The following is an 18,762-nucleotide window of genomic DNA, read 5'->3' as shown; positions in this document are numbered from 1 at the left end:
TGCATGTGGTGTCCTTCCGCCCTTCAAGGCCGCATCATCAGAGCGATGGCGTTTGTCCTGCTTCTCAGCCTCGGCGCCTGTTCGAGCGGTCCGCGGTATGGAGGATCAGCGGAGGCCTATCGCGCCCCTGGGCCGCCTGACGATCCGTGGGGACCTTATATCTCGGAGGCATCGACGCGTTTCGGCCTGCCCGACCCCTGGATTCGCGCGGTCATACAGCAGGAATCAGGAGGGCACGCCTATCTGAACGGGCAGCCGACCACCTCTGACGCCGGGGCCATGGGGCTGATGCAACTCATGCCCGATACCTATGCTGACATGCAGACGCAGTACGGTCTCGGGAGCGATCCTTATGATCCACATGACAACATCCTGGCAGGAACGGCTTATCTCCGGCAGATGTACGATCGTTATGGTGCGCCGGGATGCCTCGCCGCCTACAATGCCGGCCCGGCGCGCGTGGATGATTATCTGGAAACGGGCAGGCCATTGCCCAATGAGACGATCAATTATGTCGCGTCCATCGCCCCCGCCCTGGGAACGAGCGCATCGCTGAGCGGACCCTTGGCGGCTTACGCCTCCGCCCCGGAGGCGCTCGCGGAACAGTCCGAGGTCGCCGCCGCGCCTCCAATCCCTGCCCCGGCCGCGCCAGCCGCCACGAGCGTCGCGGCGGAAATGTCGGCGCTGAATGCGACGCCACATGGCTGCAACACCAACGCCGCTTACGACACGGTCGCCTCATGCCCCGAGAGCGACCCGGCGGATCGGGACCCTCCTTCTCCTGCTCTCCAACCCGCAATCTACAGCCCTCCGCCGTCAGGCGGCGGCTATGCCGTGCAGGTGGGCGCCTTCGGTTCGCCTGACCGGGCGCGACAGGCGGCCGGGACAGCGCAACAGACGGATTCGTCCCAGTTGCTCGCGACACGGCTCGTCGTGCAGCAGACCGCCAGCGCGGGAGGCAACCCGCTCTGGCGCGCCAGATTGACCGGGATGGACCGGATGACGGCGGGGAATGCCTGCCGGACATTGACGGCACGCGGAATCGCATGCGTGATCATTCCACCGGGAGAATAAGGCCTGTTTGCAAGCTCGGCTCCCGCGCCTACCATGAGCGACACGTCACTCATCGATCGCAGGATTACAGACTTGGCCACATCTTCCAGCGCGGCAGACACCGCTGTTCACGCCGAGATCAGCGAGGAGGGCTATCACAAGGATCTCGGCCGCCGGCAGATCCAGATGATCGCCATCGGCGGCGCAATCGGCACCGGCCTCTTTCTCGGAGCAGGCGCCCGGCTGCAACTCGCGGGCCCCGCCCTCGCCCTGATCTACATGGTCTGCGGCGCATTCTCCTTCATGATCCTCCGTGCGCTGGGGGAACTGGTGATGTACCGCCCGACGGCAGGCAGCTTCGTGTCCTACGCGCGCGAGTTTCTCGGCGAGAAATGGGCCTATGCCGCGGGCTGGATGTCATTTTTGAACTGGGCCATGACCGGCATCGTCGATATTACCGCCGTGGCGCTCTACATGCATTTCTGGGGCGTGTTCGCGACAGTGCCCCAATGGGTCTTCGCGCTCATCGCACTTTGTATCGTCGGCAGCATGAACCTCATCGGGGTGAAATATTTCGGCGAGATGGAGTTCTGGTTCTCGCTCATCAAGGTCGTGGCTCTGGCGCTTTTTCTCATCGTCGCCACGCTCATCCTGGGTTCGCGGATGCCGATCGCAGGCCATGCCACGGGCATCGGGCTGATCACCCAACATGGCGGCCTCTTCCCACACGGGCTGATTCCGGCCCTCATGCTGCTTCAGGGTGTCGTTTTCGCCTATTCGGGCATTGAGCTGATCGGCACCGCCGCGGGCGAATGCGCCGATACGCGCGACATCCTGCCACGCGCCATCAACAGCGTGATCTGGCGAATCGCGCTGTTCTATGTCGGTTCGGTCGTCCTGCTGGTCTGCCTGCTGCCCTGGAGCGCCTATCGCGCCGGGACCAGCCCCTTCGTCACCTTCTTCCAGGCGCTGGGCATCAAGGGCATCGACCATGCCATGAACATCGTCGTGCTGACGGCCGCGCTGTCCAGCCTGAATTCCGGCCTCTACGCCACCGGCCGCATCCTGCGGGCGCTGGCCCTCGGCGGATCGGGGCCGAAGCCGCTGGCGAAGCTGAACCGCCAGTCCGTACCCTATGTCGGCATCCTGACGACGGTCGCCATCTATCTCGTGGGGGTGGGGCTGAACTATCTGATCCCGTCCCGCGTGTTCGAAATGGTGTTGAACATGTCGGCGATCGGCATCATCGCCACCTGGATGTTCATCCTCATCTGCCAGTTGCGGCTACGCAAGGCGATCAATGACGGACAGATCCCGCCCACCGGCTTTCCCATGCCCTGGGCGCCGGTGAGCAACTGGGCGACTCTGGGATTCCTCGCCTTCGTCGTGGTGATGATGGCGTTCGACTACCCGGAAGGCACCTATACCGTCGCGTTCATTCCCCTGATCGTCCTGATCCTCGTCATCGGGTGGAGACTGCTGAAACGCGATCGGGCGGCGTAGGGCCACGCAGGGCGACGGTCATCAGCTTCAGTACCGAGACCCAGCTCCGCACGCGCCACTTGTCAAGCCCGACAAAAAACCTTGCGACACGCACCAGTTCTTCCGCAGGATAGTCGGCGGGCAATTTCGCCATCAATCTGGCGCCCTGATCTCGATTGCGGGTTGCGGCCAGCCGATCGGCCCTGGCCAAAAGGCGCGGCAGTTCAGCTGGATTCGGGTCCGTGCAATAGGCGGGCGTTCCGGGCTGCTGGCGCCACGACGCGTCAATATCCCCGGCATCGTACGCATCAAATCCGAGACTCTCGACGATCTCCATCACGACCTTGCGCGCGGCCGCATCGTCGCCCGCGACCGGCAAGGCGATGCGCTCGGCGCTTCCGCGCGGCCGCCCCTGACTTCCCAGCCGCCCGGCGATGATGTTGTTGAACGCCTTGACGACGGGTTTGCCCAGTTGCTCCGAGACCCAGACAGATTCATTCTGCCCGTTATCGATCGCCTGCAAACGTCCGTCCCGCGCAGGGTAATAGTTGTTGGCGTCCACGACGACGGCGTCGGGCGGAAGCTCGGCTATGACCGAAGGCGGTATCTCGGGTATTTTGCAAAGAGGGATGGCAATGATCAATACGTCGACTCCCGCCGATAAGGTACCGAGATCGGCGACGGTGGCTCCCGTCCGTCGAGCGAAATCAGACAAGCTGGCCGGTCCGCGGGAATTGGCGACTTTAACCGCGTATCCTGCGCGCGTGAGCATCGTCGCCAATGTTTCTCCGACATGCCCGGCACCGATAATGGCAATCTGCATAGCTGTGGTTCTGTTTCATAACTCTCGATGGTTATGATGCTATACCGGCAGAAAAGCGCCGCAAGACGGCACTTTTCCATGCGTCGGTTACTTGGAGAGAACTCATGCCCCCTGCCACGGCGTCTTGCAGTCACCAGGCGATCTTGACCAGTCTGGGCGACAAATGGACAGTTCTTGTTGTTCTGCAACTTGCGCGCTCGACTGAAGGCCGAATGCGGTTCTCCCATATTCGTCGGGAGGTAAATGGAATTTCACAGCGCATGCTGACCGTGACGCTGAGGATGCTTGAGCGAAACGGCCTTGTCGTTCGGCATTATCACGCTGAAGTCCCGCCACGCGTGGAATACGAGCTGAGCGCCATGGGTGTCAGTCTGGTGCCGGCGCTTGAAACGTTCGCAGGATGGATAACGGCGCATTGGGACGCGATGGCTGACGCGCGCAAACACTATGACGCGCGGGAAAAGTAATCCGGATACGCTGCCTTATTGCAGTGTCCCGTCGCTCTGCCAGAACTGTCGTCAAAACAAAAGCGGCATGCCCCGGATCACATCGACCCGGAACATGCCGCCTTCATTGATCGTCAGCCGGCCCGGCCAGACCGAGCCGGAGCGTCTCCCGCCTCGCGGCGGGAGGCGTTTTACTTCGGCCAGCCGGCCAGAATCTCCGACTTCACGGACGCCGGAAGCATCACATAGTCGAGCGCCAGCGCGTCGGAGTCGCCCTTTTCCAGACCGAAGGTGAAGAAATCCTTCACGGCCCGAGCCTGGGTGGCGTTGGTCGGATTGGTCGGCACCAGAACGAAGGTCGCCGCGACGATCGGCCACGCACCCTTGCCCGGACCGTCGAGCAGATCCACCGCATAGTGATCGGCGTGCGCCCAGTCGGCGCCCTTGGCGGCGGCGGTGAAGCTGCCGATATCCGGCTTCACATACTCGCCGTCATGATCCTCGAGCTCGGTGACGGTCAGGTGGTTGCGGTTGGCGTAGGCATACTCGACATAGCCGATGCCACCCTCGGTCGCCTTGACACTTGCCGCCACGCCGTCATTGCCGCGCGCCCCAGCGCCGCCAGCCCATGAGATCGACGTGCTCGCGCCGAACTTCTGCTTCCAGTTGGGTGAAACCTTCGAAAGATAGGAGGTGAACACGAAGGTCGTGCCCGAGGCGTCCGCGCGGTGAACCGGAGCGACATCGGAATCCGGGAGCTTCAGGCCGGGGTTCAGCGCCTCGATCCGCGGATCGTCCCATTCGGTGATCGACCCGTCATAAAGCCCCGCAAGCGTCGCGCCGTTGAGCTTCAACACGCCCGACTTGACGCCAGGGATGTTGACGATCACGACGATGCCGCCCATCGCAGTCGGAAACTGATAGAGCTTGTTGGCGGCGAGCTTCGCTCCGGCCACCGGCGCGTCCGATGCACCGAAATCGACCGTGCGGGCGATGATCTGGTTCTGACCTGCACCCGAACCGACGGACTGGTAGTTGACCTCGGGGCCGCCCGCCTTCTTCACGCTGGCGGCCCAGGCGTCATAAAGCGGAGCGGCGAAGCTGGAGCCCGCGCCGGTGATGGAGGCCGCCTGAGCGGAGGAAGCGCCGGCCAAAGCGGTCAGCGCACAGGTTGTCAGGGCAAGAACGCGGGACAGACGCATGGTCTCTGCTGATCCTCATATGAACGGGCAGGCGCGCAGATGCGCCTCGCCGCCGTTTGGACTGGCCCCTCTGTAACCCCGGCGGACGGTGCCATGACAGGGGCAAGCGCATGATAGTTTTATGACACGCGTCCGCGAGGATGAGGGCGAGCGATCCGCCCATGCGCATCATGCGCCCGAATCGGGCGACACCCCGTGCAACCGGGGCGGCAAATCACGCCTCTCCTCCCCCTTCGCTCCCGGACCAGCCGCCCATGGCGCACAGACGCGCCCATTGCGCCGCCGTCACCGGCACCACGGAAAGCCGGGACTGCCGGATCAGCGCGAAATCGGCCAGAGCCGGTTCCGCCTTGATCTCCGCCAGCGAGACGGGATGCGGCATCGGCCCCACCGTCCGCACATCCGGGCATACCCACCCCGAACCCTCCGGCGCGGTGGGGTCCGGATAGGCCGCGCGGACCACCTCGACGATCCCGACGATGCGCTTCTCGCTGACCGAATGATAGAAGAAGGCCCGGTCGCCGGGACGCATGGCGGCAAGATTGTTGCGCGCCTGATAGTTCCGCACCCCGGTCCAGGGCTCGGTGCCGTGCGCGACCTGCCGCTCCCAGGAAAAACTTTCGGGCTCGGATTTGATCAACCAAAATGCCATGAGAAGTGACGCCTCCGGCAAGACTTTCGCTCCCTTTTACGCCCCACCCCCGAATCCTTCGGCTCCCGGAGCCGGGAGAGCGGGCAAATCAAAAACAAATCAATGTCTTGGGGAGGCGCCTTGCTCCGATATTCGCTTGCGGTTTTCAGAGGCGGGACACTAGCATAAGCAGGGCCGTCAGCCTATGGCGTCACGAAGCCGCGCGTGCCTGCCGAATTTTTTGCGGGGAACAGCCAACGCGCGTATATAGACGCCCTCGCCCTCACCGGTCCGAAACCGTCACGCTGGAGACGCATTCAAGTTGAGCGCCTTGCCCCAAAGCGCCGTCAGCCCCCCCCAGCGGGGCGGTCTGCTCCATCGCTTCGCCAATCCCGGCCGCTTCCTGCGCCTCGCCCGCTGGCTGACGCCGCTGCTCGGCTGGATCAGCGCCGTGGCGCTCGTGGCGGGGATCATCTGGGGCCTGTTCTTCTCGCCGGCCGACTGGCAGCAGGGCGATACGGTCCGCATCATGTATATCCACGTGCCGATGGCGATCCTGGCCTCGGCGGGATATTTCGCGCTGGCCATCTGTGGCGTGCTGACCCTCGTGTGGAAACACCCCCTCGCCGATCTGGCGGCCGTGGAGATCGGGCCGGTCGGCGCGACCGCGACGGCCCTCTGCCTCGCGACCGGCTCCCTCTGGGGCAAGCCGATGTGGGGGGCATGGTGGGTCTGGGACGCGCGACTGACCTCCATGCTGGTGCTGTTCTTCCTTTATCTCGGCCATATCGCGCTGATCCGCGCCTTCGACGATCCGCAGCGCGGCTATCGCGCCGCCGCCATCCTCGCGATCGCGGGTTCGGTCGATCTTCCCATCATCAAGTTCAGCGTCAACTGGTGGAACACGCTGCATCAGCCCGACAGCATCACCCTGACCGGCGCGCCGACCATGTCCATGTCCATGCTGGCACCCCTGATGGTGTGCATGATCGGATTCTCCTGCGGCTTCGGCGCGCTGGTCTCGGCACGGCTGACGGCGGCGATCCTCGAAAGCCGCGCGCGGCAGATGATGACGCGGCGCATCGCCGAGCGGGAGGAGGCCGCATGACCCATCTTCCTTTCATTGCCGCCTCGTACGGGGTGACGGCTGTGGCGGTCCTCGTGCTGACCGTCCAGGCCGTCCTCCGCCTCCGCCGCGCCCGGACGCGGCTGGCGCAACTCGAAGCCCTGCGGAAGACCTCAACCCGATGAGCGCCTCCAATATATTCGACTCCGGAAAATCCGGCGGCGCGCGGCGCGGCATGACGCGCAAGACCCGCCGCCTCTGGCTGGTCGTGGCCAGCGTGCTCTGCCTCGGCGTGGCGACGGCGCTGGTGCTGAACGCCTTTTCCTCGAACATCGTGTTCTTCATGGCCCCGTCGCAGATCAGGGCGCATGATCCGGGACCGGACCGCACGGTGCGGCTGGGCGGCATGGTCGTTGCGGGATCGCTGCACCGCGAGACCGAGGGCACGACGCCCGTCAACATCTTCGAGGTGACGGACGGCCAGGCCGCCGTAACGGTCCGCTTCGCGGGCATCCTGCCGGACCTCTTCCGCGAGGGGCAGAGCGTGGTGGCGCTCGGCACGATGCGGAAGGACGGGACGTTCCGTGCCTCGGAAGTGCTCGCCAAGCACGACGAGACCTATATGCCGAAGGAAGTGGCCGAGGCGCTGCGCAAGAGCGGCAAATGGGACCCGCGCTTCGGCAAGCCGCCCAGCGCGGCGAGCTGGGACACCATGACGCGCGACGAAGCCCGGGCTGCCATCGACGCCAAGACCCCGCGCAACGGAAGCTGAATTCATGATCGGTCCTGAAGAGGGGCATTTCGCCCTGGCGCTCGCCTGCGTCGTCGCCCTGGCGCAATTCGTCCTGCCGCTCTACGGCGCCTCCCGCCACGACCGGCGGCTGCTCGCGCTCGCGCCCCTGCTGGCGGTGTCGCAGTTCATCGCCCTGGCCCTGTCCTTCTTCTGCCTCGTCTGGTCGGCGACACATGACGATTTCTCGGTGCAGAACGTCGCGGACAATTCCGCCATCGCCAAGCCCCTGCTCTACAAGATCACCGGAACCTGGGGAAACCACGAGGGCTCGATCCTGCTCTGGACGCTCATCCTCGGCCTGTGCGGCGCGGCGGTGGCGCTCTTCGGGCGCGGGCTGCCCGCGATCCTGCGCGCCCGCGTGATCGCGATCCTCGGCGGCGTCTCGGCGGGGTTCCAGCTCTTCTGCCTGCTGACATCGGACCCGTTCGCCCGCGTCTGGCCCGCCCCGACGGACGGCCGCGGCATGAACCCGCTTCTCCAGGACCCCGGCCTCGCCTTCCATCCGCCCATTCTCTACACCGGCTATGTCGGTTTCGCCGTCCCCTTCGCCTTCGCCGTCGCGGCGCTGATCGAGGGACGGGTGGACGCGGCCTGGGCTCGCTGGGTGCGGCCCTGGGCCGTGGCGGCCTGGAGCTTCCTCACCTGCGGCATCGCGCTGGGATCGTGGTGGTCCTACTACGTGCTCGGCTGGGGCGGATACTGGTTCTGGGACCCGGTCGAGAACGCCTCGCTCATCCCCTGGCTCACGGGAACCGCGCTCGTCCACTCGTCCATCGTGGTGGAGAAGCGCGAGGCGCTGAAGATCTGGACCGTGCTGCTGGCGATCGCGACCTTCTCCTTCTCGCTTTCCGGCACCTTCCTCGTGCGGTCCGGCATCCTGAACTCGGTCCACGCCTTCGCCAACGACCCGGCGCGCGGCGTGTTCATCCTCGGCCTGCTGGCGGTGGTCATCGGCGGCTCCCTGCTGCTCTTCGCCTGGCGCGCCCCCGCCCTCGTCTCGGGCGGGCTGTTCGCGCCCTTCTCGCGCGAGGGCGCACTGGTGCTGAACAACATCCTGCTCTGCTCGATCTGCGCCGTGGTGCTGACGGGGACGATGTATCCGCCCTTCATGCAGCTTCTGTTCAACCGCACCATCTCGGTCGGCAAGCCCTTCTTCGACGCGGCGACGATCCCGCTGACGATCCCGCTTCTGGCCGCCATGGCGCTGGGCACGATGCTGCCGTGGAAACGCGCGCACGCGCGGCCCGTCCTGCGGCGTCTGCGCCTCGCGGCGGCCTGCGCCGTCATCGCGCTGGGCGTGGCGTGCTGGACGCTCTCCGGACTCATGCCGATCCTCTGCGCCGTCGGGGCGGTCTGGGTGATCGCCGCGAGCCTGACCGATCTGGCGGGCCGGCTGGGCCTGTCCCATTTCAACGCCGCCCACACCCTCGCCCGCGCCCGTTCGCTCCCGCGCTCGGCCTTCGGCGCGACGCTGGCCCATATCGGCGCGGGCGTCACGGTGCTCGGGCTCTGCGGCATGGCGCAGGCGCAACATGCCATCGTGGAAGTCAGGCCGGGCCATACGGAGACGCTGGGCGGATATCAATGGACCCTGCTCGGCGTGCATGAGGCGAAGGGGCCGAACTACACCTCGCTGATCGCCGATATCGCCGTGCGCCGTCACGGGCGGCTTGTGACGGTCATGCATCCTTCGAAGCGCGATTTCGCCGCACAGAGCCAGACGACGACCGAAGTGTCGATCCGCACCAACCTGCTTTGGGATCTTTACAGCGTGATCGGGGATCGCCACGGCGCCGGATCCGCCGCAACCTATGTGCTGCGGCTGCATGTCAATCCACTAGCGCCCTGGATGTGGCTGGGTGGCCTGATCATGGCGATCGGCGGTTTCCTCTCCCTTTCCGACCGCAGGCTGCGCGTTGGCGCGGCACGGCGGACGGCGCAGGTGCGGGGAGTCGCCGCGGAATGAGCGAGAACGTGACACGGCGGCGCATGCTGATGACGCTGCCCGTCCTCGCCGCTGCCGGAATCGGCGCGGGATTCTGGAAGATGCTCAGCGGCATGGGGAGCGGAGGGTTTGACCCGCGCGCCATTCACACGCCGATGCTCGACCGTCCCCTGCCCGATTTCAGCCTGCCCGGTCTGCCGGATCAGGGGAACGGCTTCGGCGCCGCCGATCTCCGCGCCCAGACCCGGCCGGTCCTGCTGAATTTCTTCGCCTCCTGGTGCATTCCCTGCGTCGCCGAGATGCCCGCCCTGCGCGAGATCGCCGCCCATATTCCGGTCTGGGGCATCGCCTACAAGGACAAGCCGGACAACGCCGCGCGCTTCGTGGCGCGGGACGGCTCGCCCTTCACGCGGGCCGCGCTCGATCTCAGCGGCATGACGGCGATCGACTGGGGCGTGACCGGCGTGCCGGAAACGTTCCTCATCCTGCCCGGTGGCCGCATCGCCTGGCACGGCGCGTCGGAACTCACCCAACGAACATATGAAACGCAGATCGCGCCTGTCGTACGGGACGCCATGACACAGAGTGCGGTAAAATGAGGCGCGCGCGTCTTGCCTGGATGGCGGCGGGCATGTTCTGCCTCGCCGCCCCCGCTTTCGCGGTGGACGACCCGTCCGAGATGCTGCCCGACGCCCGGCAGGAGCAGCGGGCGGAGGCGATCGGCGCACAGTTGCGCTGCCTCGTCTGCCAGAACGAATCCATCGAGGACAGCAGCGCCGATCTCGCCCGCGATCTGCGTCACGTGGTGCGCGAGCATGTCGCGAAGGGCGAAAGCGACCAGCAGATCATCGACTGGATGACACGGCGCTATGGCGAGTTCATCCGCCTCAAGCCGCGCCTTTCGGCCGCGACGGTGATGCTCTGGGGCATGCCCGCCCTCGCGCTGATCGCCGGGCTGGCGATCGCGGGCGCCGTCCTCCTGCGCCGTCCGAAAGCCGTGCCTCCCCTGAGCGAGGAGGAGCGCCGCCGCCTCGCCGAACTTTCGCCCTCGACCGGAAACGACTGACATATGACCTGGCTTGGCCTGACGCTGATCGGCGTGCTCGCGCTGCTGCCGCTGCTCTGGGGCCTGCGCAAGCGGGTCGCGGCGACGCCCTCGAAGGATCTCGTGGACGAACGCGCCTCGGCGCTGGCTCTCTATCGGGGACAACTGGAGGAACTCGCGCGCGACCGCGCTCTGGGCCTCGTGGCGCCGGAGGAATTCGAAAGCGCGCGGATCGAGGTGCAGCGCCGCCTCCTCGCGGCGGACCGGATCGGCACGTCCGCGCTGGCGGGCAGCGGGCGCGGGCGCATCGCGACGGTGATCCTGCTGATCCCGGTCGGCGCGCTCGGGCTGTATCTCGTCAACGGCCATCCCACCCTGCCGCCCCAGCCTGGACGTCAAGGCACCGCCGAATCGGTGGACCCGAAGATGGCGGCGCTGCTCGACCGGCTGCAAGGCGCCGTCCAGCACATGACGCCGGCCGATCCCGCCTATGCGCAGGGTCATGCGCTGCTCGGCCAGGTGGAAGAAGCGCGCGGCCAGACCGACGCGGCGGTGCGTGACTACCATCTGGCGCTCGCTGCGAAATTCGAGCCCGTTCTGGCCTTGCGGGTCGCCGAACTCCAGCGGGCCAATGAAGGGCGGATCAGCGCCGACACGCTCTCCCTCTATCGCCGCGCGCTCGACGCCGCGCCGAAGGACGCGCCGTGGCGGATGGACGTTGAGGCCAGAATCGCCCAGGGTGAGCACGATCTGGGAGAACAGAACCCGACGAAGTGAGGCGCCGCATGACATTGTCCGCCATCATCGGCCACGTCTTCGCCGGCGGTATCGGCGCCTTGCCGCGCGAAGGCCAACCCAGCGGCATCTACAAGCGTCTGATCGTGACGCCCGTCGTCATCGGCCCCGAGGGTCTGGAGGGCGACCAGCAGGCGGACCGTCGCGTTCATGGCGGCACGGAAAAGGCGGTGCATCATTATCCGGTCGAGCATTACGCCGTCCTCGCCGCTCAATTTCCCGAGACGGCGGCGGCATTGCACCCCGGCGCCATGGGAGAGAATTTCTCCACCTCCGGCCTGACGGAACGGAACGTGCATATCGGCGACGTATTCGCGGCGGGCAGCGCCCTGTTGCAGGTCAGCCAGCCGCGCACGCCGTGCTGGAAGATCAATCATCGTTTCGATGAAGACGCGATGGCGCGATTCTTTCTGCACGCCCGGATCACCGGCTGGTACTACCGCGTCCTTGCGCCCGGGCTCGTCCGGCCGGGCGACCGGATCAGCCTCGTCGAACGTCACACCGACCGATTTTCCATCGACAGCTTCTGGCGGCTGCAACACGCGGAAACACCTTCGGTCGCGGAGATGGAGGCGCTCGCCGCCGTGCCCGGCCTCGCGCCGGACTGGGTCCGCCGTCTCGGCGAGCGTGCCGCGTGGCTGAAGCGATGAACCGGGACGCGCCGGGGCAAAGTCGAAAAACCCCCTGCGGTTCATTCCTTCAAGAAAGAACGAGACCATTCAGGCCCGCGGGTGCTATCGTGAGCGTGGATACGTCTCTCCCACCGGAGTTCCTCCCATGAGCAACGCATTCGGCTCCAACCTGCCGCCGATCCGGCGTGAGAGCGGCCTGACCTTGCGGCAATGGGTGTGGATCACGCATCTGCTCTATGCTGCCTCCTTCTTCACGGCCATCACGCATATTCCCGGCGTGATCGTGGCCTATCTGAAAATCGGCGAGGCCCGCGGCACGCCATATGAGAGCCATTTCATCTACGCCATCCGCAGCTTCTGGATCGGCATCGCTCTGCTTTTCCTCGGCGTGATCCTGGCAGTCGTGGGGGTGGGCTTCCTCATCCTCGGCCTCTGGGGCGTCTGGTGGTTCATCCGCATCATCCGCCCGATCATGGCGCTGCTCGACGACCGGCCGATAGCCGATCCTTATGGTTTCATCTGACATCCGGATGAGTGCCGGATGAGTGTTTGAGGGGCTGCTTCACGCCTCAGCCTGAAGCGATCAGCCCCGCCAGGAGTCCGTTCTTGCGTCCCCAGCCCACGCCTCGACCCGTCATGGACGATATCATGCTCTGCCCCGTCTGCCGTCAGGCCATGCGGCGAACAGCGGAACTCTGCCCCCATTGCGGCGCGGAACGTCGCTTCGGCCCCACACCGCGCGAGACGGCGCACGGCCTCGCGGGCGGGGCCGTGGCGGTGCCGCTCTTCGCCATCGTGGTCGCCGGACCGTCGCTCTGGGATCTTCCCATGGCCCTGGCAGGCGCGATGGCGGGATTCTTCTTCGCCCATAGCCGACACGGCGGCGACCGTTGGATCGGCGGAACTCAACGCCTCCGCATGGCGACGACGGAACGATAGAACGTCTCGATTTCCGCTGCCCGAACGGGCAGGCGCCAGCGGTCGAGCGCCCAGTCGCGCGCTCCCTGCCGCCGCAAACGCCTCAGCCCCTCCGCCAGCGCGCCGACATCCTCCGGCGGCACGAGACAATCCGGGGCCTCGGCGAGAATATCCGTCACCCCGCCCGCCCCCGTTGCGCAGACGGGCAGACGCGCCGCCATCGCCTCCAGCAGCACCAGGCCGAACGGTTCGCGGCGCGAGGGCAGGACGAAGCCGTCCAGCCCGGCCAGATCGCCGGGGAGATCCGCGCGATAACCACCGAAGATCACGCCGGAATCGGCGAGACCCCGCAGCCGCGACTCCTCCGGTCCTGCCCCGAACAGGATGAGGCGCGCGCCGGGCAAGCCCGCGTGGCGAAAGGCCTCGATCAACAGGTCGAACCGCTTTTCCGGCACGAAGCGCCCCGCCGCGCCGATCAGGAACTCATCCGCCCCGATTCCGAACTCCGCCCGGAGCGCGGCCCGGCGTACGGGTTCGGGCGGCCCGGCCTGCGTCCAGTTCCCGATCACCGCGAGGTGCTTTCCCGTTACGCGCTCGGCCTGCCAGCGCGCGATGCAGATCAGCCCGTCATGACCGCCATAGGCGCGGGGCGCGTAGCGGTTATGCAGCGTCGCGATCAGCGCGGGACGACGGGCGGCGAGCCATCGGGCACGGAAGCTGGCGCGGCCGAGATGGGTGTGGACGATATCGAAACGCCGCCGCCGGGTGAGCGCCGCGAGCGCCGCCCCATAGCCGGACCGCCCGGCACGCAGCGTCTCGACCGGAGCGCAGAGGCGGGAGATGATATCCTCGCCCGTGAATGGATCGGCGGTGCGCCGCCCGATCAGCACCGTCACCTCATGACCGCGCGCCTGGAACGCGGCCAGCTCCGCGACATGGCGCTCCGTTCCCGCGACCTCCTGCGTGTCGATGCAATGCAGAATCCGCATCGCGGCGCGCTCAGCCCCGGCCGAGCCCGCCCTCCAGCGCCGTCAGCTTCACGCGTTTCTCCCGCGTCGCCTGGCGGGAGGGCGGCCGCGGCTGGCAGGAAATGAGATAGAGTCCCAGCACGAACACCACGTCGGACAGCGTCATGAACCATGACGACATCATCAGCGCCGGCGGCGCGTTCGCCCCCTGAACGGCGGCGATGATCATGAAGGGAATCGAGAGCGGCCGCATGCCCGCCAGCATGGGGCGCAGCGGGTTGGGCTGGCCGGGCCGCACCAGCGAGCGCACGCGGCTGATGCCGACGAAAAACGCGAGGCCGACACACCAGACCAGCACGTTGAAGACGGAATCGCCGAACGACATATGGCCGACGACCATCATCAACCCGATCGACGCGCCGTAGAACAGGATGGCCCCGAGCTGGAAGCTCAGCCCGAGTTCCACGGCGGGCAGGCGCTCCGGCAGTCGGTCGGCAATCGGCTGGAAGACGGTGTCGAGCAACCAGGCATCGGCCTGATGGATGCGGTTGAGGATGGACATGGTTCCCGCATGTAGCGCGACGGCGCGTTTCGCGCATCTGTTTTTGTGCGGCCGCACGCATGGACAGAGCCGGAAACAGGGTCTTAGATCAGACCTGATATATTCTAACACTGGAGATGCCGATGCCCCTGCCCTTCCGCTGCCGCCTTCGCAGGGCTCCGCGCGGGTCGCTTCCCGCCACGGTCGCGCTGGGGACGCTTCTGGCTCTCCTTGCTCCTCCCGCCCATGCCGAAACGGCGAAGGCGCCGGGCGCGATGGCGCAGGCGGTGCGCGCCACCCTGCCGAACGGATTGCGCGTGGTGATCGTGCCCGATCCGCTGGCGCCGGTCGTGCAGACGCAGATGATCTATCTCGCCGGTTCCGCCAACGCGCCGAAGGGTTTCCCCGGCACCGCCCATGCCCTCGAACACATGATGTTCAACGGCGCGAAGGAACTGGGACGTGACCAGCTCTCCACGCTCAGCGCGCGGATCGGCGACAACAACAACGCCTTCACCACCGAGGACACCACCCAGTTCTATTTCGAGGCGCCAGCGCAAAATCTCGGACTCCTGCTGCATATCGAGGCGGACCGGATGCGCGGGGCGCTGCTGACGGAAAAGGACTGGCAGCACGAGCGCGGCGCCATAGAGCAGGAAGTCTCGCGCGACCTGTCCTCCCCCGTGGAGCGCTATCTGGTCGAGCAGAGCAAGACGCTCTTCGCCGGAACGCCGTACGAGCACGACGCGCTCGGCACCCGCCCCTCCTTCGACAAGACCGACGCCGCGCTGCTGCGGCGATTCTACGACGCGTGGTACGAGCCGAACAACGCCATCCTGCTGATCGTCGGCGACGTCGATCCCAAGGCGACCCTCGCGCAGGTGCAGGCGCAGTTCGGCGCTCTGCCGGCCGGGCAGATCCCGCCGCGGCCCGTCATCCATCCCGCCCCCGTCGAGGCGAAGACCATCAGGCTGGACAGCGATCTCGGCGTCGGCTTCGTCACCGTCGCCTTCCCGATGCCCGGCGCGGCCGATCCCGACTATGCGGCGGCCCAGATCCTGGCGGATGTGCTGGGTAGCCAACGCGGCGCGCTCTTCGCCCTCGTGCCACAGGGCAAGGCGTTGCAGACCGAGGTGGACTACAGCCCGCACGCACAGGCGGGAAGCGCCGTCGTGCTCGCCGTCTTCCCGAAAGGCGCGGATTCCGGCGTCCTTCTCGAAAACGTGCGCGGCGTGCTGGCGGAGATTCGCGCGCATGGGGTGCCTGCGGAGCTGGTCGAGGCCGCAAAGCGCAAGGAGATCGCCTCGCTCGAATTCGATGCGGACAGCATTTCCGATCTGACGGAAAGCTGGGCCAACGCCCTGGCGCTCAACAACGTCTCATCGCCTGCGGCGCTGGTGGACGCCTTCCGCGCCGTGACGCCGGAGAAGGTCAACGCCCTTGCGCGGACACTGCTCGACCCCGCCCATGCGCTGACCGGCATTCTCACCCCCACCGAGTCGCCCAATCCCGCCGCGATGCAGGGCAAGGCCGGCGAGACGTTCATCACGCCGCCGAGCCATCCGGTCACGCTTCCCGAATGGGCGCGGGCGGAGCTGGCGACGATCGCCCTGCCGCCCACAGCGCCCCGGCCCGCCGCCTTCACGCTGCCGAACGGCCTGCATCTGCTGGTGCTGCCGGAGCATGTGAGCCACACGGTCAAGCTCTACGGTCGCATCCGGCACGAGGACGTTCTGGAGCAGCCGCCCGGGCATGAGGGCGTCGCCGAACTGACGGGCGGCTTGTTCATGTACGGCAGCACGATCCGCGACAGGCTGAAGCTCGCCGCCGACCTGGACGCCATCGCCGCCGAGGCCGCGGCGGGCTTCACCTTCGGCGCCAGCGCGCTGACCCCGGTCTTCGATCAGGCCGTGGCGATTCTGGCCGATAACGAACTCCATCCCGCTTTCCCCGCGAACGCCTTCGCGGTGCTGAAGGCGCAAGCCGTGGCGGAACGCCCGGGGATCATGCAATCCCCCGCCTATCGCTTCCGCCGCGCCGTGCTGCGCGCGCTCAATCCGCCCGGCGATCCGACCCTGCGCGAGACCACACCCGCCAGCCTCACGCATCTTACGCTCGATGACGTGAAGGCGTTTTATCATGCCGCCTATCGCCCCGATCTCACGACCATCATCGTGATCGGCGACACGACGCCGGAACATGCGCGCGCGCTCATCACGCAGGAGTTCGGCGCGTGGAAGGCCGAGGGGCCGACGCCCGTGGTCGATCTGCCGCCGCGTCCGCCGAACCGGGCGAGCAAGACCGTGGTGCCGGACGCCGGACGTCTTCAGGACCAGGTGCTGCTGTTGCAGACCATAGGCGGGGGCGTGAAAAATCCCGACCGTTATGCGCTGGAAATGGGCAACGAGATTCTCGGCAGCGGCTTTTCCTCCCGCCTGATGCAGGATCTGCGCGTGCGGACGGGTTATGCCTATTCGGCGGGAAGCGGCGTGCAATGGTCGCGCAGCCGCAGCACCTTCCTCGTCAGCTTCGGTTCCGACCCCGACAAGGTCGCGGCCGCGCGCGCGGCCGCCGTGGCGGAATTGCAGGCCATGCAGGGGAAGCCGGTCAGCGATGATGAACTCACCAGCGCCAAGGCGTCGCTCCTGCGCGGCATGCCGATGAGCCGCGCGAGCTTCGATGCGCTCGCCGACGGATATCTCTCCTACGCGTCGCTCGGCCTGCCGCTGGACGAGGCCGACCGGCAGGCCCAGGCTTTCTACACCATGACGCCGGACGCCATTCTGGCCGCATGGAAACACTGGATTCGCCCCGATGACCTGGCCCAGGCGGTGCGCGGTCCCAATCCAGGCTGATCACTCTCCGGTGCGGCGCAGAAGGGCGTTGAGAGTCTCGACGCCCTGTCCGTCACACAGGCCCGGCCGGCGCAACACGCAGAAATGCTGCGCGCAGGAGAGGACGGCGAAGTCGCGCGGCATCGAGGGAAGCGTCACATCCTGCGCAAGCAGGTAATTGAACGCGCGTTCCGACGCGGCAACCTGTTGCGGCGTCGTCAGATAATAGAACGGGGCGGACCGGTCGAGCTGGGTGTAGCCGCCCGTCATGCTCCATTGCGCGAAAGCCGGACCGTACTGCCCGAAACCGCAGGCGTCGCGATGAGCATAAAGCATGCGGCTGGCTTCGTAGGGCCCGCGACGGTGATGCAGATGCGGCCAATAGCCGCTGACGAACACCAGCCCCGCGCTGCACAGGATCGCCGCCGCGAGACGCACGTCCCCGCCCCATCTCTGCGCCAGACCCGTTCCCGCAAGCACGAGAATGAGGGGAAGCGCCGGATAGATGAAGCTGGCTTCCTTGTGGGGAATCACGGAATGGGACAGCAGGATCGCCGCCGCCACGCCCGCCAGCAGCAAACGGCCAGGGCGGAGTTGCGTCCTGAAAGCCCAGTAACACCCCAGCCCCACGGGGAGACAGGCCGCGCCCCAGAACGCCGCCATCTGGCCGAGATAGAAACCGCCAGACCGCACGCCATAGGCATCGGCGCGATGAGCGAGGTAATTGATAGCGAAATTCGTCCAGACCGAACGAAACGGCGCCCCGAGCGTCAGCGCATCCAGAATGCCCTGCCCCAGCACGGGAATGGCCGCCCCGAGGACAAGCCCGATCGTCGCCGCTGGGCTCCCCCGCCACGCGATGAGACAAAACAGCAGCCCCACGGCCGTCCCCGGCGCGAATTGCAGCCGGATCACCATGCCGAGCGAGAGCAGGAGTCCGATGAGAAGGGCCTGCAAACCGGACGGGAGGCGCCGCCGTTCCAGAAACGTCGCGCCCAGAAGCGCTCCGACATCCAGCGCCAGCCCTCCCTGCGCCTCGGTAAGCGTCCGCGAGGCGAAAATGACAGGGTCCGGCCAGACCGCCATCGTCATGGCGCAGATCCACGCGCCCCGTGTTCCGACGGCCGCCCTGCCGAACGACCACGCGGCGGCGACCAGCCCCAGCGACAGCAGACACAGGCCCCCCTGCGCGAAGAGCAGGGAATGACCCAGCCCGAGGGCGAAGGCCAGCCGCATCAGCCCGGCGATCACGCCGGGAAGCAGCCAGGACCTCAGACCGGAGCGCCATTCCCACGTCACCACCCCGTCACCGGTCAACAGACGATGCGCCGGCTCGGCATATTGGAAGATCTCGTCCACGCGCCAGACGAACGGCACGAAGAGCAGCAGCGCGAGCCTGAGCGCCAACGCCAGAGCGCAGATCAGCGCAAGAGGATGGCGCAGGCCGAACGCCCGCATCCGGGCCATGACGGACCGGGCCGGGAAACCGGCGTTTCGTCCTCCGGCGCAGGAAAATGACGGCCCGCCCCCATCGTCAGACACTCTCGCCCCGCTCCCTGATCCGGTTTGCCCGGGCAGAACCTGCCAC

20 protein-coding genes are annotated in these 18,762 nt (G+C 66.7%); 14 read left to right on the top strand and 6 right to left on the bottom strand.

Annotated elements, in window-relative coordinates; genetic code table 11:
• Window positions 1–3 precede the first annotated feature (3 nt).
• Both EDC31_RS09250 and EDC31_RS09245 read left to right on the top strand, forming a co-directional pair.
• On the top strand, window positions 4–1,074 hold the full coding sequence (locus EDC31_RS09250) for a lytic transglycosylase domain-containing protein (RefSeq protein WP_052511643.1): 1,071 nt from the start codon (window positions 4–6) through the stop codon (window positions 1,072–1,074).
• 33 nt (window positions 1,075–1,107) lie between these two features.
• On the top strand, window positions 1,108–2,556 hold the full coding sequence (locus EDC31_RS09245; RefSeq protein ID WP_042056324.1) for an amino acid permease: 1,449 nt from the start codon (window positions 1,108–1,110) through the stop codon (window positions 2,554–2,556).
• On the opposite strand, the gene EDC31_RS09240 is transcribed toward EDC31_RS09245, so the two are convergent.
• Complete coding sequence (locus EDC31_RS09240; RefSeq protein WP_081797417.1) at window positions 2,516–3,358, bottom strand: NADPH-dependent F420 reductase; 843 nt, start codon at window positions 3,356–3,358, stop codon at window positions 2,516–2,518. The genes EDC31_RS09245 and EDC31_RS09240 overlap by 41 nt on opposite strands.
• A gap of 143 nt (window positions 3,359–3,501) precedes the next feature.
• Here EDC31_RS09240 and EDC31_RS09235 point away from each other — a divergent pair, with 143 nt between their 5' ends.
• A complete protein-coding gene (locus EDC31_RS09235) occupies window positions 3,502–3,825 on the top strand; it encodes a winged helix-turn-helix transcriptional regulator (RefSeq protein WP_204366637.1) in 324 nt (107 codons plus the stop codon).
• 170 nt (window positions 3,826–3,995) lie between these two features.
• Here the strand turns inward: EDC31_RS09235 and pstS are convergent, their stop codons facing one another.
• Window positions 3,996–5,006 (bottom strand): phosphate ABC transporter substrate-binding protein PstS, encoded by a 1,011-nt coding sequence (gene pstS / locus EDC31_RS09230; RefSeq protein ID WP_042056327.1) that lies wholly within the window; start codon window positions 5,004–5,006, stop codon window positions 3,996–3,998.
• Window positions 5,007–5,220: 214 nt separating this feature from the next.
• Window positions 5,221–5,658: an EVE domain-containing protein gene (locus tag EDC31_RS09225; RefSeq protein WP_042056330.1), complete on the bottom strand. Its 438-nt coding sequence runs from the start codon at window positions 5,656–5,658 to the stop codon at window positions 5,221–5,223.
• Window positions 5,659–5,968: 310 nt separating this feature from the next.
• Between EDC31_RS09225 and EDC31_RS09220 the strand changes: the two genes are divergently transcribed.
• From EDC31_RS09220 to EDC31_RS09175, 10 genes are all read left to right on the top strand, one after another.
• Window positions 5,969–6,745: a heme ABC transporter permease gene (locus tag EDC31_RS09220; protein WP_042056417.1), complete on the top strand. Its 777-nt coding sequence runs from the start codon at window positions 5,969–5,971 to the stop codon at window positions 6,743–6,745.
• Window positions 6,742–6,888, top strand: a complete 147-nt coding sequence (gene ccmD / locus EDC31_RS09215) for a heme exporter protein CcmD (protein WP_081797418.1) — start codon at window positions 6,742–6,744, stop codon at window positions 6,886–6,888. The genes EDC31_RS09220 and ccmD overlap by 4 nt, the downstream gene beginning before the upstream one ends.
• Window positions 6,889–6,938: 50 nt before the next feature.
• Window positions 6,939–7,475 carry a cytochrome c maturation protein CcmE gene (gene ccmE / locus EDC31_RS09210; RefSeq protein WP_042056419.1) on the top strand — a complete coding sequence of 179 codons (537 nt, stop codon included), beginning with the start codon at window positions 6,939–6,941 and terminating at the stop codon, window positions 7,473–7,475.
• 4 nt (window positions 7,476–7,479) lie between these two features.
• A complete protein-coding gene (locus EDC31_RS09205) occupies window positions 7,480–9,462 on the top strand; it encodes a heme lyase CcmF/NrfE family subunit (RefSeq protein WP_042056332.1) in 1,983 nt (660 codons plus the stop codon).
• Window positions 9,459–10,040, top strand: a complete 582-nt coding sequence (locus tag EDC31_RS09200) for a DsbE family thiol:disulfide interchange protein (protein WP_042056335.1) — start codon at window positions 9,459–9,461, stop codon at window positions 10,038–10,040. The genes EDC31_RS09205 and EDC31_RS09200 overlap by 4 nt, the downstream gene beginning before the upstream one ends.
• Entirely contained in the window at window positions 10,037–10,507 is a 471-nt protein-coding gene (locus EDC31_RS09195) for a cytochrome c-type biogenesis protein (protein WP_042056338.1), read from the top strand. Before EDC31_RS09200 ends, EDC31_RS09195 begins: the two co-directional genes overlap by 4 nt.
• Window positions 10,508–10,510: 3 nt before the next feature.
• Window positions 10,511–11,263 (top strand): c-type cytochrome biogenesis protein CcmI, encoded by a 753-nt coding sequence (ccmI, locus tag EDC31_RS09190; RefSeq protein WP_042056340.1) that lies wholly within the window; start codon window positions 10,511–10,513, stop codon window positions 11,261–11,263.
• Between the two features lie 8 nt (window positions 11,264–11,271).
• Window positions 11,272–11,931: an MOSC domain-containing protein gene (locus tag EDC31_RS09185; RefSeq protein ID WP_042056342.1), complete on the top strand. Its 660-nt coding sequence runs from the start codon at window positions 11,272–11,274 to the stop codon at window positions 11,929–11,931.
• Between the two features lie 127 nt (window positions 11,932–12,058).
• Window positions 12,059–12,436, top strand: coding sequence for a DUF4870 family protein (locus EDC31_RS09180; RefSeq protein ID WP_052511647.1), 378 nt, complete (start codon window positions 12,059–12,061; stop codon window positions 12,434–12,436).
• An 83-nt stretch (window positions 12,437–12,519) separates the two neighbouring features.
• Window positions 12,520–12,852: a hypothetical protein gene (locus EDC31_RS09175; protein WP_239641542.1), complete on the top strand. Its 333-nt coding sequence runs from the start codon at window positions 12,520–12,522 to the stop codon at window positions 12,850–12,852.
• Here the strand turns inward: EDC31_RS09175 and EDC31_RS09170 are convergent.
• Both EDC31_RS09170 and EDC31_RS09165 read right to left on the bottom strand, forming a co-directional pair.
• Window positions 12,819–13,820 (bottom strand): glycosyltransferase, encoded by a 1,002-nt coding sequence (locus tag EDC31_RS09170; RefSeq protein WP_042056347.1) that lies wholly within the window; start codon window positions 13,818–13,820, stop codon window positions 12,819–12,821. The two genes, EDC31_RS09175 and EDC31_RS09170, sit on opposite strands and share 34 nt — an antisense overlap.
• Before the next feature lie 10 nt (window positions 13,821–13,830).
• On the bottom strand, window positions 13,831–14,361 hold the full coding sequence (locus tag EDC31_RS09165) for a hypothetical protein (RefSeq protein WP_042056350.1): 531 nt from the start codon (window positions 14,359–14,361) through the stop codon (window positions 13,831–13,833).
• 122 nt (window positions 14,362–14,483) lie between these two features.
• Between EDC31_RS09165 and EDC31_RS09160 the strand changes: the two genes are divergently transcribed.
• Complete coding sequence (locus tag EDC31_RS09160; RefSeq protein ID WP_042056352.1) at window positions 14,484–17,195, top strand: M16 family metallopeptidase; 2,712 nt, start codon at window positions 14,484–14,486, stop codon at window positions 17,193–17,195.
• On the opposite strand, the gene EDC31_RS09155 is transcribed toward EDC31_RS09160, so the two are convergent.
• Window positions 17,196–18,716, bottom strand: coding sequence for a glycosyltransferase family protein (locus EDC31_RS09155; protein ID WP_158310294.1), 1,521 nt, complete (start codon window positions 18,714–18,716; stop codon window positions 17,196–17,198).
• Window positions 18,717–18,762: the final 46 nt, after the last annotated feature.

Source organism: Acidomonas methanolica, assembly GCF_004346035.1.
In the GTDB taxonomy this organism is placed as follows: Bacteria; Pseudomonadota; Alphaproteobacteria; order Acetobacterales; family Acetobacteraceae; genus Acidomonas; species Acidomonas methanolica.
The sequence above is the reverse complement of the archived record's forward strand: the minus strand, read 5'-3'. Positions and strand labels throughout refer to the sequence as shown.

What these genes read in the sequence shown, in the direction of transcription:
- EDC31_RS09250 (WP_052511643.1), top strand. Translation starts at nt 4, where the DNA reads ATGTGGTGTCCTTCCGCCCTTCAAGGCCGCATCATCAGAGCGATGGCG.
- EDC31_RS09245 (WP_042056324.1), top strand. Translation starts at nt 1,108, where the DNA reads ATGAGCGACACGTCACTCATCGATCGCAGGATTACAGACTTGGCCACA.
- EDC31_RS09240 (WP_081797417.1), bottom strand. Translation starts at nt 3,358, where the DNA reads ATGCAGATTGCCATTATCGGTGCCGGGCATGTCGGAGAAACATTGGCG.
- pstS (WP_042056327.1), bottom strand. Translation starts at nt 5,006, where the DNA reads ATGCGTCTGTCCCGCGTTCTTGCCCTGACAACCTGTGCGCTGACCGCT.
- EDC31_RS09225 (WP_042056330.1), bottom strand. Translation starts at nt 5,658, where the DNA reads ATGGCATTTTGGTTGATCAAATCCGAGCCCGAAAGTTTTTCCTGGGAG.
- ccmD (WP_081797418.1), top strand. Translation starts at nt 6,742, where the DNA reads ATGACCCATCTTCCTTTCATTGCCGCCTCGTACGGGGTGACGGCTGTG.
- ccmE (WP_042056419.1), top strand. Translation starts at nt 6,939, where the DNA reads ATGACGCGCAAGACCCGCCGCCTCTGGCTGGTCGTGGCCAGCGTGCTC.
- EDC31_RS09205 (WP_042056332.1), top strand. Translation starts at nt 7,480, where the DNA reads ATGATCGGTCCTGAAGAGGGGCATTTCGCCCTGGCGCTCGCCTGCGTC.
- EDC31_RS09200 (WP_042056335.1), top strand. Translation starts at nt 9,459, where the DNA reads ATGAGCGAGAACGTGACACGGCGGCGCATGCTGATGACGCTGCCCGTC.
- EDC31_RS09195 (WP_042056338.1), top strand. Translation starts at nt 10,037, where the DNA reads ATGAGGCGCGCGCGTCTTGCCTGGATGGCGGCGGGCATGTTCTGCCTC.
- ccmI (WP_042056340.1), top strand. Translation starts at nt 10,511, where the DNA reads ATGACCTGGCTTGGCCTGACGCTGATCGGCGTGCTCGCGCTGCTGCCG.
- EDC31_RS09185 (WP_042056342.1), top strand. Translation starts at nt 11,272, where the DNA reads ATGACATTGTCCGCCATCATCGGCCACGTCTTCGCCGGCGGTATCGGC.
- EDC31_RS09180 (WP_052511647.1), top strand. Translation starts at nt 12,059, where the DNA reads ATGAGCAACGCATTCGGCTCCAACCTGCCGCCGATCCGGCGTGAGAGC.
- EDC31_RS09170 (WP_042056347.1), bottom strand. Translation starts at nt 13,820, where the DNA reads ATGCGGATTCTGCATTGCATCGACACGCAGGAGGTCGCGGGAACGGAG.
- EDC31_RS09165 (WP_042056350.1), bottom strand. Translation starts at nt 14,361, where the DNA reads ATGTCCATCCTCAACCGCATCCATCAGGCCGATGCCTGGTTGCTCGAC.
- EDC31_RS09160 (WP_042056352.1), top strand. Translation starts at nt 14,484, where the DNA reads ATGCCCCTGCCCTTCCGCTGCCGCCTTCGCAGGGCTCCGCGCGGGTCG.